Source organism: Collinsella sp. TF12-2AT (assembly GCF_003436735.1).
Taxonomy (GTDB): domain Bacteria; phylum Actinomycetota; class Coriobacteriia; order Coriobacteriales; family Coriobacteriaceae; genus Collinsella.
Genome location: NZ_QSQK01000001.1, coordinates 95,396 through 111,452 on the forward strand (window position 1 = coordinate 95,396; position 16,057 = coordinate 111,452).

The 16,057-nt window shown below is 60.3% G+C and carries 13 protein-coding genes; 3 read left to right on the forward strand and 10 right to left on the reverse strand.

Going from position 1 to position 16,057, the window contains the following annotated elements; translation table 11 throughout:
- Window positions 1-14: 14 nt before the first annotated feature.
- From DXD24_RS00385 to DXD24_RS00400, 4 genes are all read right to left on the reverse strand, one after another.
- Complete coding sequence (locus tag DXD24_RS00385; RefSeq protein WP_117645737.1) at window positions 15-893, reverse strand: spermidine synthase; 879 nt, start codon at window positions 891-893, stop codon at window positions 15-17.
- The gene (locus tag DXD24_RS00390; RefSeq protein WP_117645739.1) at window positions 894-2,801 is read right to left on the reverse strand and encodes an elongator complex protein 3; all 1,908 of its coding nucleotides are present in this window, start codon (window positions 2,799-2,801) and stop codon (window positions 894-896) included. It abuts the gene before it with no gap.
- 97 nt (window positions 2,802-2,898) lie between these two features.
- Window positions 2,899-3,795 carry a DUF4097 family beta strand repeat-containing protein gene (locus DXD24_RS00395; RefSeq protein WP_158550101.1) on the reverse strand — a complete coding sequence of 299 codons (897 nt, stop codon included), beginning with the start codon at window positions 3,793-3,795 and terminating at the stop codon, window positions 2,899-2,901.
- Window positions 3,795-4,517 (reverse strand): helix-turn-helix domain-containing protein, encoded by a 723-nt coding sequence (locus DXD24_RS00400; protein ID WP_117645743.1) that lies wholly within the window; start codon window positions 4,515-4,517, stop codon window positions 3,795-3,797. The genes DXD24_RS00395 and DXD24_RS00400 overlap by 1 nt, the downstream gene beginning before the upstream one ends.
- 267 nt (window positions 4,518-4,784) lie before the next feature.
- Between DXD24_RS00400 and DXD24_RS00405 the strand changes: the two genes are divergently transcribed.
- From DXD24_RS00405 to DXD24_RS00415, 3 genes are all read left to right on the forward strand, one after another.
- The gene (locus DXD24_RS00405) at window positions 4,785-5,657 is read left to right on the forward strand and encodes a hypothetical protein (RefSeq protein ID WP_117645745.1); all 873 of its coding nucleotides are present in this window, start codon (window positions 4,785-4,787) and stop codon (window positions 5,655-5,657) included.
- 119 nt (window positions 5,658-5,776) lie between these two features.
- Window positions 5,777-6,616: a tRNA (guanosine(46)-N(7))-methyltransferase TrmB gene (locus DXD24_RS00410; RefSeq protein ID WP_117645747.1), complete on the forward strand. Its 840-nt coding sequence runs from the start codon at window positions 5,777-5,779 to the stop codon at window positions 6,614-6,616.
- Window positions 6,617-6,925: 309 nt separating this feature from the next.
- Window positions 6,926-9,607: an RNA helicase gene (locus tag DXD24_RS00415; RefSeq protein ID WP_117645749.1), complete on the forward strand. Its 2,682-nt coding sequence runs from the start codon at window positions 6,926-6,928 to the stop codon at window positions 9,605-9,607.
- A 79-nt stretch (window positions 9,608-9,686) separates the two neighbouring features.
- Here the strand turns inward: DXD24_RS00415 and DXD24_RS00420 are convergent, their stop codons facing one another.
- The 6 genes from DXD24_RS00420 to DXD24_RS00445 form a co-directional block, all read right to left on the reverse strand.
- Window positions 9,687-11,444 (reverse strand): DUF2130 domain-containing protein, encoded by a 1,758-nt coding sequence (locus tag DXD24_RS00420; protein WP_117645751.1) that lies wholly within the window; start codon window positions 11,442-11,444, stop codon window positions 9,687-9,689.
- A gap of 139 nt (window positions 11,445-11,583) precedes the next feature.
- Window positions 11,584-12,348, reverse strand: coding sequence for a ChbG/HpnK family deacetylase (locus DXD24_RS00425; protein ID WP_117563517.1), 765 nt, complete (start codon window positions 12,346-12,348; stop codon window positions 11,584-11,586).
- Between the two features lie 77 nt (window positions 12,349-12,425).
- A complete protein-coding gene (locus DXD24_RS00430; protein WP_117645754.1) occupies window positions 12,426-13,874 on the reverse strand; it encodes a PTS transporter subunit EIIC in 1,449 nt (482 codons plus the stop codon).
- A 340-nt stretch (window positions 13,875-14,214) separates the two neighbouring features.
- Window positions 14,215-15,051, reverse strand: coding sequence for a PRD domain-containing protein (locus DXD24_RS00435; RefSeq protein ID WP_158548887.1), 837 nt, complete (start codon window positions 15,049-15,051; stop codon window positions 14,215-14,217).
- A gap of 73 nt (window positions 15,052-15,124) precedes the next feature.
- Window positions 15,125-15,670 carry a metallophosphoesterase gene (locus tag DXD24_RS00440; protein WP_231500841.1) on the reverse strand — a complete coding sequence of 182 codons (546 nt, stop codon included), beginning with the start codon at window positions 15,668-15,670 and terminating at the stop codon, window positions 15,125-15,127.
- 66 nt (window positions 15,671-15,736) lie between these two features.
- Complete coding sequence (locus DXD24_RS00445; protein WP_117563521.1) at window positions 15,737-15,916, reverse strand: hypothetical protein; 180 nt, start codon at window positions 15,914-15,916, stop codon at window positions 15,737-15,739.
- Window positions 15,917-16,057 lie beyond the last annotated feature (141 nt).

Sequence of the window (16,057 nt, forward strand, 5' to 3'; positions counted from 1 at the left end):
TGGGACGGGGAGACTTACTTGTCGTGAAGGACGGTGCCGAGGAAGTCGGTGTCGAAGGGCACGGCTTCGGCAAAGGCGTAGTCGCCGTCGCTGGCGATGAGCAGGTAGTTTTCCTCGCCGCTGAACTTCGCATCGCCACATGGGACCACCCAGGCGTGGACGAATACCTCGAGTGCCGCGGCAGCGCAGTCGCGAAGGAACGTCACATCGCTCCCCTCGTTTGCGCTCACGATATTGGCCACGTAGATACCCCCGGGGTTCAGGCTGCCCCGCACCAGGCGCAGCGCCTCAACGGTCGCCAGCTCGCGCACGGGCTCGGCACCGCCAAAGCAATCGCTCACGACCACGTCGTAGCGACGATGGCCCACGCTCGTCACACCCAGATACGAGCGAGCCTCAGCGGTAATCACCCGCAGGCGATCGCCCACCGCGTGCTCCAGTTCATCCAGATAGAACCAACGGCGCGCCAAGCGCGTTATCTCTCCGTCATACTCGATGACGTCCATGCGCAGGCCCTCGTGCGACATCAGCGCAAACTTGGGATAGGCAAACCCGCCGCCGCCCAGCATGAGCATACGGTCGATACCATGCCCGTAAGCATCACGCATTGCGTCCTCGGCCTCAAACACATCGTCAAATGCACGATAGTACGCAAAGACTGGCTCCGCCCAACGATCGCCAACATAGCTCGCGCTTTGGTAGACGCCGCCTTGCACCAATACGCGAACTTCGTCGCCGCCCTCATCGTGCACGCGCTTCACACGTGCCAGCCCATTGCGGGTCCTCGCGACCTGCAGACAGGCAGCACGAACAGCGACAGCGGCCGCACCAAGCGCCGCGGCTCCCAGAGCAACGCCGGCAACGACGCCGGCAGAAACATTCGGCTTGTTCATCTAGAGCTCCTTTTGCAGATAAAGGCCATGGTCGTAAAAACCCAAATGACGATAGTACTCACGCGTGCCGATCGCGCTGATCACGTTGATGCGCGCATAGCCCGCGTCCCGCGCCATCTGGCACGCACGCTCCACCAGCGACCGCCCCAGTCCATGATGCTGAGCCGCCTGGCCTTGATCTCCCATGCGCGCCGCCATGCCGTACACGTGCACCTCGCGAATCATCGCCTCGTCCGGCGCCGTCGGCAACTCGTCCGCATGCGCGGCAACAAACGCGCGATCGGGCAGCGACAGGCGCAAAAAACCCGCGATTTTGCCCTGCGGCGTCACCCACTGCAAAAAGCGCTCGTGCGTCACCGGCGTCTCGTACGCCACGCCCTCGTCAAGGGTCAACTCGCCTAGGTCGGCGCCCGCCGTGCTAATCTCGCGATAGCGGATCTCACGCACCGTCGCACCGTCACCCCGAGCAGCCAGGCGGTTCTCGACGAGCTGACGCAGGTTGGGCTTCTTGTTGCCCACCATGATGTCATCGGAACTAAAGTCGCGAATCATGCGGCTGATGCGGCAGAACGCCGGCGTCACCACGATGTCATCGGCCAACACGTCGAGCAGTTCTTCCTCGGTATAGGGGCGCCACTCGCCACGCTCGTAACAGCCCACCAGATGCGAGCCCTCGATGAGCGCGCACGGGTAGACCTTGACCTCGTCGGGCATAAAGGCGCCCTCGGTCATAAAGCGCTCGTAGTCACGCTTGTCCCCCTCAGGCGTAGCACCCAACAAGTTGAGCATAAAGTGCGCGTGGATCTTAAAGCCAAACAGGCGCGCGAGCGAAAACGCCCGCTCGATCTGCGCCACCGAAATGCGGCGCTCGTTGATATCGAGCAGGTGCTGGTCAAGGCTTTGGATGCCCATCTGTATCTTGGTGCAACCCAGGCGGCGGATGAGCGTGAGGGCCTGCGGCGTTACGGCATCGGGGCGCGTCTCGATAACGAGCCCCACCACGCGATGCTTCGCCGTCTCGTTAATGCGCTGCTGACGCTCGAGCTCCTCCATCGTTGCCGTCTGCCACTCGGTGACCTCGCCCCACGGCGTACCGGGGCCGTACAGACGACGCACCGCACGGTTATAGCCGCCCACGGCAGCATCCACACGTCCCTGCTCGTCGGCAACGCCGGCAGCAAGCTCGACCTCGTCTGTCGCAATGCCGGCGGCCCGATAGCGCTCGCGACGCTCTGCTACCACCGGCGGCAGGGCATCGGCGGGAGCGTCATCGAGCAGACGCCCCGCCTCGGCACGGCTGATGCCCGGACGCGCCAACATGGGGTTGGCCGCCACGCCGGCGACGGCGTCGTCATTGAGCGCACGGAAAAGCTCCGACATAAACCATGCCTGATACCCTTGCGGATAGTCGCTCCAGGTACCGCCAAGAACGATAAGCTCGATCTTGTCGGTTGCATGCCCCATTTGCGAAAGCGCGGTCAAACGAGCACTCACCTGCAGATACGGGTCAAAGCAGTTTTGCTCCGCACGGGCGCACGCCGGCTCGGCATGCAGATAGCTCTTGGGCATGCGCAGATCGTTGGGACAAAACAGGCAATCGCCCGAACAGGGCCACGGCTTGGTGATGACGGTAATGGTCGCCACGCCCGAGGCCGTTCGGCGCGGCTTCATACGCAGCACCTGCAGCAGTTGACGTTCCAGATCGGCGTCGACATTCCACCCAGCCCAACGAGCCGGTTCCTCACGTTTAACCCGCTGGTAAAACGGCAGCAGTCGGCGCTTGGCCAGGTCCCGTTTGTCGGCACCCTCGCGGCGCGCCTCGGCATGTATCAGTTTGACGAGGGTCTTGTCGTCCACGGCCTCGCCGCGACGCAGAGCCTCGAGTATGTTCAAAATAATCTGTTCCATGCCCCCATTGTAAAGGCAAAGGCGCCGGAGCCAGTCACGGCCCCGGCGCCTCCATCAAAGAGCATGCCTATATGCACCGACCTCCGAAAACCGCATGTCACACCGATTCGAACGACATGTCGCCCGAACCGACCTTAAAACGATACGTGGCAGACTTATCACCGTTGTCGAATTCAAGATTCAATATGGTCTCGCCATCGTAGCCAAGCGGAAGGAAATCGCTCTCGAAGTCACCGCTGCCCACGGTGAGGCTCGCCTTAAAGCCCGTAGAGTTCGGAACCGTTATCTCCACATCGCCCGAGTCCACGCTTACGTCCATAGACTTCGCGGGGGCCTGATAGAGCTCGAACGTCACATCGCCCGAACCTACCTTGGCATTCAGGGTGTCGGTTACAGTACCCGCAAACTCGATGTCTCCCGAGTCCAAAGTCAAGTTGAGGTCATGACACGCAATGTCCGTGACCGTCAGATCGCCCGATCCTACATTCGCTGTAATGCCCACCATGTTATCGGCAACTTCGCGCGGCAGTTCGACGGTAACCGTGCGGTCAATGGCGCGCTCGTCATCGCAATCGAACTGGCGAATCTTGAGCGCAGAACCCTTAACCACGGCCAGATTCTGGGTTGCCGCATCGTAAGCAGCTACTCCTTTTGCGACGCGGCCACTCTCGATGACACGTACCGGCCCGTCGGAAACGCACTTGACCTCAACCGTACCCGACGTCACATCCAAGTCAAGGGATGTGAACGCGTCGGCATCAAACGTTTCGCTCGAAAGCTGTTGAGGCCGAGCGGAATAGTTACCGCTATTCAAGGAATCGTCCTCGTCGAACGCATCGCCCATACCAGACAAGCCGGATACAACATCGTCGAGATCCCACGGGCCATCAAAATGAATCAAAGTCCGCGAAATGCCAAAAACAAGCCCGATGATGAGCACAAACGCTCCGATGCCAATGCCCAAGCGCCTCTTAGACTCATGCGAGAGCTTCATCATTCATCACCTTCTTTGGCACTCGACTCAGTGGTGGTCGCGGCAGCCATGTCAGCGTCAACCGCTGTGGAAACGTCCTCCCCCTTAGTCCTAGCGACCGCCGGCGCCGGACCAACCTGGATATCCCCGCGCGCCCAATCGCCATCGAGCGCACGTGCCGCCCAGTGATAGATGGGGATCGTAAAGAAAATCAGCGCGGCAAAGGGGCCGGCGCCAAACAGGAACATCAGCAAAAAGAACAGCAGCCAGCACACGGCCCAGTACGGGAACGACTGGAACGGACCCTTCACCGGAGTCACGCTGGTCGCACCGGCACCCGTCACCTGAGCCGTCGCCGCATTAGCTGCCTGCGCGCTCCAGCTTGCCGCTTGCGCCGCCTTGGCGGCGGCATCACTCGCCTGCGTTGCCGCCTCGGTAGCACGTGCCGCCGCCTCATGGGTACGGGCGCGCTCCGCCGCCTCGGCCTCGCGCTGACGGGCGCGGTCCTCGTTCTCAAACTCGATATCGTCCTCGATCTCATCGCTCGGATTGAGGAGCTCGTCCAAACTCACGCCATAGAGTTTTGCGAGCGAGATCAGGTTCTCGGTATCGGGCGAACTCTCCGCACGCTCCCATTTACTGACCGCCTGGCGCGACAGCCCCAGCTTTCGCGCCAGCCCTTCTTGGCTAAAACCCTTGCTGCGACGAAGGCCGGCGAGCCGCTGCGCAGTTTCTACATTCATGGTTCCTCCTATGTGATGCCAGCCGTGCCGCCGGACCGTTTTTGTTCTTAAGGCGCCTTGCACAGTTAAAAATCTATCCGCCACCGCCAAAAGCATGCCACCTATTCTAGTGAGATTTTTGACAACCGGCGGTTGCGGGCACATATGAGCTGCGGAAATGTGTCCAAACAAAGCAATGACCCGCAGCTCGGTTGTCCCCGTTGCGGCGTTAACGGTAGTATGGTCGTACTGTTTATTCCGCACCGCCAACGGAGGGAGTCCCGCGCCGTGAACCGCGATTTCGCCTCATCGCTCATCCAGCTCAACAATACGTTCTATCGCGAGCACTCCGCTTCCTTTTCCGATACGCGCCAAGCCCCGTGGCCCGGCTGGGTGCGCACCATGGACATCGCGCTTGAGCAGCTCGATGTGGCCACGATCGAGCATCCCGTCCGCGTCTTCGACCTTGCCTGCGGCAATATGCGATTCGAGAACTTTGCCGCCGGCGGGGCACTTGCCGCCAAGGGCGTCGACGGCGCAAACCCCTCGGCAGATGCCAGCTGCCCGTTTGAGTTCTATGGTGTCGACTCGTGCCAAGATCTGGCAATAGACGCCCACGGCCACGCCCTGCGCATTCCCAACCTGCACTTCCAGGAACTCGATGCGCTCGACGCCCTCATGAAGCTCAACCCCGCCGAGACGCCCGATGTGCTTTTCGATGCCCCGCTCGCCGATATCTCGGTCTGCTTTGGCTTTATGCACCACGTGCCGTCATGCGAGTACCGCGTGCGCGTGCTCGACGCCCTGGTGCGCCAGACGCGCCCGGGCGGCATCATCGCTATCAGCTTTTGGGAGTTTATGAACGACGAGCGCATGGCGCGCAAGGCCGTTCGCGCCGAGGCCCGCGCCGAGCTCGCACCACCGTTTGAGGGATACGATTCCGCACAGTTCGAGGCCGGCGATCACCTCATCGGCTGGCAAAACGACCGCCACGCCTACCGCTATTGCCATCACTTTGACGATCAGCAGATCACCGACCTGGTGCGCGGCGTCCGTACGTTCTACAAAAGCGGCGAGGTCCCCGTGCGCGAGCTCGAGCGTTTCCACGCCGACGGCCGTAGCGGCGAGCTCAACCGCTATGTAATCCTCAAGCGCCTGTAGGCATCGACGACTCGCCGCCGGGCCGCGCCGCAACGTTCGGGCAAACTATGCCCATCTTTTTCCAACCCATTGACGGAACGCGCCTGCAATGTGTTCCATACGTATGACCAAGGAGCCTCATGGGAGCCGTTCACGTTCGCACCCCTAAGAACTTTGTGCTCGAGGAGCGCCTGGAGCGCTACGCCAATGCGATTGAGACGAACCCCGAGGCCTATGCCGGGAATTGGCGCGAAGCCTGCGCGCCAGCCGGCGGCGCACCCTTCACCCGCCTTCATCTGGATCTGGGCTGCGGCAAAGGCACCTATCTGGTTGAGCAAGCTCGCCGTGAGCCCGACACGCTCTTTATCGGTATGGACCAGGAGCCCATCTGCATCGCCTATGCCGCACAGAAAATCTGCGAGCAGGGGCTGTCCAACGCACTCGTCCTGCCCCGAGGTGCCGCATCGCTGCCGCAGCTATTTGCCGCAGGCGAGCTCGATGCCATCACCATCAACTTTCCCACGCCGCAGCCCAAGGCCAAGTACGCCAAAAAGCGACTCGTCCATGTCGACCACCTAATGCTGTACCGTCCGCTCTTTGCAGCCGGCGCCACCGTCACGCTGCGCACCGACAGTAAGCCATTGCGCGACTACGCCTTGGGGCAGTTTGCTGCGGCCGGCTATGACACGCTTTGGGTAAGCGACGACGTCCGCCGCGACCATCCCGAGCACCCCGAGACCGAATACGAGCGCCGCACGCGCGAGATGGGTGCCGTCGTCTATGGCATTTGCGCCACACCCGGCGCGCAGCCCAGCAATGAACAGCTCGCGGCGGGCCGCGCGCAGGAGCAAAGCCTTGCCTGCTACCTGCCCGAAAACCTCGATGAGCTCACCTATGTACCTCTGGGCATGGAAGAGGCCGTCGAGAACTTTAGAAACCGCGCCCGCAAAGGCAAGAAGCGCCTGCCGCAAGAGTCCTAGGGGCTTCTGATGGTCGCGGCGTCGGCAAACAAGCGCAAATTGGCGCCAGCGAACGGCCCTCAAACCTAAGTGAGTAGACTTTTTTGCAATAGCCAGGCACAGCCCGCATAGCGAAACATAAAACCGCAGGTAGAACCCTTGCGCAAAAGTCATGTGCTCGCAATATCGCAAAAAGTCTACTCACTTGGCTAGCGACTACACTAAACGGCTGGGCAGAACGCCCATTTCCTGCATTTTCTTGCCTGCGAACGCATCGATGCGACGCTACGCCATAATAGTTGGCGGACAATCGCGAGAGAAAGCAAACACATGGCACAGACCACGACAGATATCGCCGCCAGCACCGTCCCCGGTGCCGGAGCCGCCAGTTCATTCTCGGGCGGCACGGGAACCGAAGCCGAATTCGGCTCACTCGGTGCGCTCTCCCCCGCTTGGTGGGAGCCCGAGGATGGCAGCGAGCCCGAACCGTGGCTCACGCCCGATCAGGCCTTCGAGCGCTTCTTTGAATGGACGAGCGACCGCGGCATCGAGCTGTGGGATCACCAAGAAGAGGCCCTCATGGACCTGGCTGCCGGCGATCACGTCATTTTGGGCACACCGACCGGATCGGGCAAATCGCTCGTCGCGCTGGGCATGCTCTTTATGGGCATGGCGCAGGGCAAGCGCTGCTATTACACGGCCCCCATCAAGGCCTTGGTCAGCGAAAAGTTCTTCGACCTGGTACAGGTGCTCGGCCGCGATAACGTCGGTATGATCACCGGCGACACGCATATCAATACCAAAGCGCCCGTCATCTGCTGCACGGCAGAGATCCTTGCTAACGACGCACTGCGCGAGGGCGAAGATGCCGATGTGGGCTGCGTCGCCATGGACGAGTTCCACTACTTTGCCGACCCCGATCGCGGTTGGGCCTGGCAGGTACCGCTGCTCACCCTGCCTCACACACAATTCATGCTCATGAGCGCCACGCTCGGCGATGTCACCGCGATCGCCGCCTCACTCGAGGAGCACACCGGCGCCGCGTGCGATCTGGTCGTCGATGCCCCACGCCCCGTGCCGCTGAGCTACGACTACGTGACGACCTCGCTCGAGGGCACCGTCGAGCTCGCAATGCGCCGCGGCGAGGCCCCGCTCTACATCGTGCACTTTAGCCAGGACGCCGCACTTGCGACGGCGCAATCCCTCGCCAACTTTGGTATTGCCAGCAAGGAGCAGCGCGAGGCCATCAAGGAGGCGGCCAAGGGCACGAGCTTCTCGACGGCCTTTGGCAAGATTCTTAAGCGCTTGCTCGGATGCGGCGTCGGCGTGCACCATGCTGGCATGTTGCCGCGCTATCGTCTGCTGGTCGAGCGCTTGGCACAACAGGGCCTGTTGCCCGTCATCTGCGGCACCGATACGCTCGGCGTCGGCATCAACGTGCCCATCCATACCGTGGTGCTCACCGCGCTCACCAAGTTCGACGGCTACAAGATGCGTCGTCTGCGCGCCCGCGAGTTTCATCAGATTGCCGGTCGCGCCGGCCGCTCGGGCTTCGATACCGAGGGCATGGTGATTGCCGAGGCACCCGAGCACGAGATCGAGAATGCCAAGCTCATGGCCAAGGCGGGCGACGACCCCAAGAAGCTCCGCAAGATTAAAAAGAAGAAGGCCCCCGAGGGCTTTGTCACCTGGAACAAGCAGACCTTTGAGCGCCTGATCGAGACGCAGCCCGAAACGCTCAAGCCGCGCCTTCGCATCACACACTCCATGGTGATTAGCGTGGTCGAACAGGGCGGCGACGCCCGTGCCCGCGTGCACGACCTCATCGAGACGAGCCTGCAAACGCCCGAGGAAAAGGCAAAGCTCGAGGTTCGCGCCGACGAAATCTTCGCCACGCTCATCGATTCCGGTGTCGTCGTTCGCACCGAGGTGCCGCCTGCACCCGACGCTCCGGCTGACGCCGCGCCGGACATCGACTACGCGCTGACGGTCGACCTGCCCGAGGACTTTGCGCTCGATCAGCCGCTCTCGCCGTTCTTGCTCGCCGCGTTGGAGCTGCTCGATCCCGAGAGCGAGACCTATACCATGGATTTAATCTCAATGGTCGAGGCGACGCTCGAAGATCCCAAGCAAGTGCTGCGTGCGCAGGAGCGTGCCGCACGCGATCGAGCTATGGCCGAGATGAAGGCCGACGGCATCGAGTATGAGGAGCGTCTGGAGCGCATTCAAGACGTCACGTACGAAAAGCCGCTCGAGGATTTGCTCGACGCCGCTTTTGACAAGTACTGCCAGGAAGTACCCTGGGCAAACGACTACCAGCTCTCTCCCAAGAGCGTCCTGCGCGATATGCTGGAAAGCGCGAGCGATTTTAAGGGCTACATTCAAAAGCTCGGCATCGCCCGCTCCGAGGGCATTTTGCTGCGCTACCTGGCAGAGGCTTACCGTTCGCTCGACCGCACCGTACCCATCGAGAAGCGCGACGAGCGCCTGCGCGACATTATCTCGTGGCTGGGCTTTGTGGTGCGCTCGGTCGACTCGAGCCTGGTGGACGAGTGGGAGAACGCCGGCAACCCGGCAGCCCTCGACGCCGCGCCGCCGCAGGGCATCGACGAGGTCGTGGCGGATCGTCGCGGCTGCACGCTGTTGGTGCGCAACGCGCTCTTCCGCCGCGTGACTCTTGCCGCCCGCGAGCATGTGCGCGACCTGGGCGAACTCGACGACGACTGGGGCATGAGCGAGATCCGCTGGCAAAAAGCACTCGACGCTTACCACGAGCAGCACGAGGAGATTCTCACCGACGGCGACGCGCGCTCCTCTGCTATGTTCTCGATCGACGAGTCCGACGAGAAGGCGCTCCACGTGTGGCACGTGCACCAGATTTTTGCCGACGAGGACGGCGACCACGACTTTGGCATCATGGGCGATGTCGATCTGGACGCCACGCAAGACGGTGGCGAGGTCATCTTCAAGAACTACCGCGTCGGTTTTATCGAGGATTTGCTCGAGGATTAGCCAAGCATATTGGGACGAAACGAAGCGGGGCTGTTGGCAACATCGCCAGCGGCCCCGCTTTTTCACTATCCGCTATGCCTTACTCGGCATCCTCGACCTCATACGAATCCGCCTCGGCTGGCTCCTCGTTTGTCTCTGGCGCAGCCTCGCGCGCCTCGTCAAACGCTGCCTTCATGGTCTTGTTGCCCCATATGAGCTTGCGAATGGTAAGCTCATCGGCCTTGTTGTGGGCCAAGCGTAGGTTCTCGGTGCTGCGGCGCAAGTCGTCCTTGGTCTTCTCGAGCTGCTTAATGGCGGCATCGATCTCCTTGATTGCCGACTCGAATTGCTTGCTCGCCAAGTTGTAGTTACGCGAGAAACCGTCCTTGAACTTTTCCATCTTGACTTCGAAGTTCGTAACATCGATATTCTGCTGTTTGTACTCCGCCAGTTCCTGCTTATAGCGAAGCGAACCCATAGCGGCGTTGCGAAGGAGCGTAATCATGGGGATGAAAAACTGCGGGCGAATCACGTACATCTTCTCGTAGCGATAACTCACGTCCACGATTCCTGCGTTATAAAGCTCGCTCTCGGGCTCGAGCAACGTGCAGAGCACCGCATACTCGCAGCCTTTCTGGCGGCGATCGTGATCGAGTTTCTTAAAGAAATCCTCGTTCTTGTGTTTGGTCGCGGTCTCGTCGTTCTCGTTTTTCATCTCGAACATGATCGAAATGATCTCGTTGCCGCTCTCGTCACACTCGCGGAAGATAAAGTCGCCCTTGGTACCCTCGGATGCATCGTTATCTTTCTCGAAGTACGCATTGGGAAACGCCGTCATGCGCAGACGGTTAAACTCGGTCTCGCAGTGCTGCTCGAGCGACTCGCCCACCATCTTGGTGGACAGGCGAACCTTCATGTCCTTAAGGCGCTCAATCTCTTCATCCTTGTAGCGAATCAGGTCATCGCTCGCGCGCTTGGCCTGCGCAAGCTCGAGCTCGTGTGCCGCCTTGGCTTGCTCCTCGCGAGAATCGCGCACCGCCAGCTCGCTCGTCAGTTTGGCACGTGCCTCATCGCGCTCTCGCTCCGCCGCGGCGACCGCCTCTGACAGGTTCATTTTTGCCATCAGTTCCTGCTCGCGCAGCTGGGCACGCAGGCCCTCGGCCTCTTGCTCGGACTGAGCCTTTGCGGCGGAAAACTTCTCTTGCACCTTCGCGCGATAGTCAGTAAGCGCGCGCTCGGCCTCGCTGCGAGCGGCATCGAGCTCACGCTGCGACTCTGCCGCGGCAGCGGCAAGCGCCATCTCCTGGGCCTTGTCCGCCGCGGCGATCCTGGCCTGCAGCTCGGCAATCTGAGCGTCGCGCGCGGACAGGTCGTTTTGAGCAGCATTGCGTGCCGCCGCCTCGGCAAGCCTGGCTTCATCATCTTTGCGCTCCAACTGCGCGCGTAAATTGTCGATCTCGCGCTGAAGCTCGGCATTCTCCTTTTGAGCATCGGAACGAGCCTCAACCGCCGCGCGCTGACTTGCACTCTCGCGCTCTGCGGCAGCGCCTTCGAGCTTGGCGCGCAGCTCGGCAAGCTCAGCGTCGCGCTTGGCAACCTCTTGTGCCAGCTGCTGAGCTGCAGCGTTCTTCTGCTCGACAAGCTGAGCGTCGCGCTGAGACTCTGCCTTTTGCAAAGCAGCCGTCGAGCGCGAGCGCTCAAGCTCCAGTGCCTGCTCGCCCTCGCGCTGGACCGCCTTCACGCGCTCATCCAGGTCGCGCGAGAACTCGGCATCGCGCACCTGCTTGACGATATCCGCATAGCCGGACGCATCGACCTTAAAAACTTCGCCACAATGCGGGCACTTGATCTCGTTCATAGCAGCTCCTCGATGGACGCAAATTTCAACCGCCTACACTCTACCGCGCCGCACGGACAAAAAAGGCGCCGCTGCCATAATGGCAACGGCGCCAGAACCACCACAAAGGCGACTGTCCCCTTTGTGGTGACTTGGGTCCTTACAGGTCGCGGTAGTCGATCAGGCGAAGATCGGATTGAGACTCGAGCCAAGCGCGAAGCTCGGGGTCGATCAGTGCATCGACTTCCTTGGTACGATCGGTCGTGAGCGAGCTGTTCTCCAGGATAAAACGATCGAGATAACCCGGATGGCACACAAAGACGACCGTCTCGCCGTCCACCATCCCGCGAACCGTCTGCATGATTGCCTCTTTGGGCTCGTAGCCCGGCTCCATCGAGCGCATCACCATGCGCAGATCAGTATCTCCGCAATGCACCACAGCCGCGGGGTCGAAGCTCGCCTTTTGCTCCTTAAGGCCCAGCTCCTGAGCAACCGCCGAGATCGCTCGGTTAAGGTTTTTGCTCATGACGGCATGGGCCTCAAAGTAATCGGGCTCGCGGCCCACGATCTCGACAAAGCGGTCATGCTGCGCGCGGATCTCGATGCAGGCCTCGTCGAAGTCTATCAACTCCTCGCCGCGCTTAAAATGATCGCGGAAGGTACGGCTGCTATGGAACTCATCATTCTCGTTGAGCATGCTCGGAATGAGCGCCGGGTCGGCACACGGCTTGCCCAGGCACACGTTGGTATGCTGACCCACCGCAATGCCGGCATCCGCCACGAGCGACCAGCCACGCTCGGCCTCGGGCATATTGGGCATAAGTCCCGCCGAGCGCACCAGGCCCTCATTGATACTGCGGGCAATCCCCAGGTTAACGGCATACGAATAACCGATATCATCGGCACGAATGAGCAATTGCTTCATATTGACCCCCATCTACGGAAAGGGACACTTGAAGCGCAGCCAAGTGCCCCAGATAATTGTCCTACCGAACGGATGCTTTAGGCTTTGGCGGCAGCAGCGTCTTCGTCGAGCTGCTCCTTGGTAAAGCCAAAGAAGTAGGCGATGGCAGCGGCGGCAACAAATGCAGTGCCCGATGCAACGCAGCCCCATACGAGATTAGCAGTTCCGCCTGCAACATAACCTGTAATACCAAGGATATTAGTTGCGCCCAAAACATACGTGGTCACATTAGTGAGAGCCGCGATCAGGCCGCCGATAGCGCCGCCCGCGACCATGGCACCCAGGCAGCGAGTATACTTAAAGCCGCAGCCATACAGCGCGGGCTCCGTCACGCCACCGACAATGCCGGAGAGCGAGAAACCAAGCATAGCGCCCTTTTCGTCGACCTCCTTAAGGCGCAGGAAGGCACCGAAGGCCATGCCCCACGTGGCGAACTGAGCGATAGCACCCGCGACCATAACGCAGGAGTCAGACCCTGAGGTGAGCACCTGCACAATGCCGAGGGCAATCAGAACATGGTGCATACCGGTCATAACCAGGAACTCCCAAAGCGCGGCAATGGCGACGAGGGAGAGGATTGTGACGATGCCGCCAGCGTTTCCGAGGCCGAACATAAAGTTGCCGACCAGGTCGCCCAGAATGGAACCAATCGGAGCTAGGGCGCACAGGGAAACGGGGGTCATCACAGCCATGGTGCACACGGGCACAAACACCGTGGAGAGCATGTCGGGGATGATCTTCTTCATGAACTTCTCGACGACCATCAGCACCGGCATAGACAGCAGCATGGGGAGCACGGTCGCAGAATAGTTGTTCAGCTGAGCCGGGAGCACGCCGTAAACCATCGTGGTCGTAGCACCAGAATCCGCAGCGGCGTTGACCAACGTCATGAACTCGGGGGCAATGAGCACGCCGCCGAGCATCATGCCGAGCGGCTGGCTGCAGCCGAGCTGCTTTGCGGCAGCCCAACCCAGATAGACAGGGAGGAAATAATAGCCGGCGTTGTAAATCCAGTTGTAGAAGAAGTTGTAGATGTCAGAATCGGCAGACCAGATACCGAGCATGCCGTCGCCGCAAAGTACGGCAAGTGTGCGGAACATGGCGGCGCCCATGATAATGGGGATCGTCATGCACATTGTCTTGGACAGGTAGTTAAGGGCCTTCTTGCCCGCAGTCTTGACCGTCAGTGGCTCCTTGGTGCCGTCATCGAGGTTCTCGTCAATGGAGCCTTCGCCCTTGACGCCCAGCGCAATGGCGGCGTCATAGACCTTCGGCACGTTCTGGCCAATGATGACCTGATACTGGCCGCCAGACCACTGTGCGCCCAGCACACCCTTGATCTTCTTAACTTCATTATCATTGGGAATGGACTGATCTTTGAGGTTCAGACGCAAGCGGGTCATGCAGTGCGTCGCGTTCGTCACATTGGAGGCGCCGCCGACGGCAGCGAGCACGTCCTCGGCAATCTTCTTGTTATCGACAGCCATGTCGAATCCCTTCTCTTCCAACTAAAGGCCGTGGGACTTCACGGCACCAAGACGCACGATTCCGCTCGCGCCTGCGCAGCGCGCGATACCAGTTGGCAAGAGATTGATTTGCATGTGATTCCCGGGTGGATCGACATGAAAAAAGCCCCGCGCACAACCGACAGAGACCCAATTATGGTCTCGGCAGAATCGGTAGTGCCTCTCGGAGCTGCGCCGTGAGTAACACCCAACACACGGCGAGTATATGCGGCAGATGCGTTCGTTGCGGCTCAGATTACCGACGAACGGTAGCAAACGACCCGCGAACGGTCGCCATGACGGAAAGGAAATACCAGAGAGCCTATTTATCCGAGTGGACAGAAGCCACGCGATTCACATGCATGATCAGATAGACGAGCTCCTCTTGGGCCAATGGCTCGCCAAAGGTCTCTTGAATCAGATCGTCGACACGGTGAGCGCAACGCGATGCCGCCGGATACTGCTCCACGAGCACGTCGTAAAGACCGGAGTTCTCGGTATCGATCGGCTCTTTCTTTGCCACGCGGTCGAGCAGATAGCGCACATGAGTGGCAAAGCGGGCAAAGGCGAACGACGAGCGATCGACCGTCACACCCAACTCTTCTTGAATAATCGCGACCGTCATATCGAGCAGTCGCTCCTCGTGCTGCTCGGCAAGCACGCGCCGCTCGCTCGGCTTAACCGATGCGTTGACAATCGACATGGCAATGCCCGCGGCCTCGCTTCGGGGCATACGCACACGGAAGCTTTTCTGGATGCCGCGAACAGCCAGCTCGCCCAAGCGGTATTCGATGGGATGCAGCTGCTCCAGATCGCGCTCGAGCGGCAACGACACCACCATGTGTTCGCGGGCGCGCTTAATGGCAAACTGGATATGGTCCGCCAGTGTAATGGGGAGGTTAGGGCTCAATTCGTACGAAAGCTGTCCGGTTGCGATATCAGCCAGCTGAGCAGAAAACTCCAGCACCTCGGGGTCGACCTCATCAATAAACGCCAGGTACTTTGAATCAATGCCGTAAAAGGTACGCGTGATGACATCCAGGTCGACCTCATGCGGCATATCGCCAAAGCCGATACCGCGACCCAGCGCGATAAGCTGACGCCCCGCGCCGTCTTCGCAGATGGCAGCGTTATGGTTAATGCGCTGGATAGCCCTCATGGATTCATCGCTCCTACTGAAACGCGCCGCACAGACCATCCGCGCGGCGCGTTCATTCTACCTGCACTTACAGCTACAGTCCAAAGAAGCCTAGGATTTGGTCACGGCTTACGGGCTTGTAGTTGTTGGCATCGAGGCCAACGTCGTAGCGCAGAACCGGGCGCTCGCGATCGCGGTTGCGCGCGTTGGTGCGGTCTCCCCTGCTGTGGATATGCCCGTGCAACATGATGGCGCCACGCGCCTTGCCGTTCCAGCTGAGCATGGGGTAATGGCTCATTACCAGGCGATGGCCCTTCGCGTAACCGGGGGCGACCTCCAGATAATCGCGCACCTCATCCCAAATGTGCGGCGCGTCTGGATCTTCCCAGTCGCCGTCATGGTTACCGCGGATGAGCGTTACGTTCTGACATTCGATGCGCTCGCGCAGGCGCACCGCCTCCGCCAGGGGCAAACGATAGGTAAAGTCTCCCAAGATATAGAGGCGGTCGTCCACAGCCACGCACTCATTGATGGCATCGATGACCTTGCGGTTCATCTCCTCGACCGAATCAAACGGTCGATCCATGTCGTGCAAGATATTCGTATCGCCCAGGTGCAGGTCGGCGGTAAACCACATCATCGTCTCTGTCCTCATTTCGCAACGCGTATAAGACCTGTTTAGTATACAGACGCGGCGATGAGACAGTCACCCAAAGAGCCCGCCGAACAGACCTCGGCGACGCTTGTCCTGCTTTTTCGAAGCGTCATCCCGCGTCTTCTTGCCCTGCCGCTTCTTACGGTCCTGCTCCAACTCATCGTCATCGAGTAGCATATCCCACTCAAACGGATCGTCTGTCAGATCGAACAGGTCATCGTCATCAAACACGTGCGCCTCCATTACCGATTAGCGAGCATCCACAACGTAGTTGAGAAGTCTACGGGCCCGTGCGGACACAAATTCATCCTGTCTGCGTCTTTCAATCGTTTGCCGCAACGCTTGCGCAACGGAACGCTTGCAGATAAGATG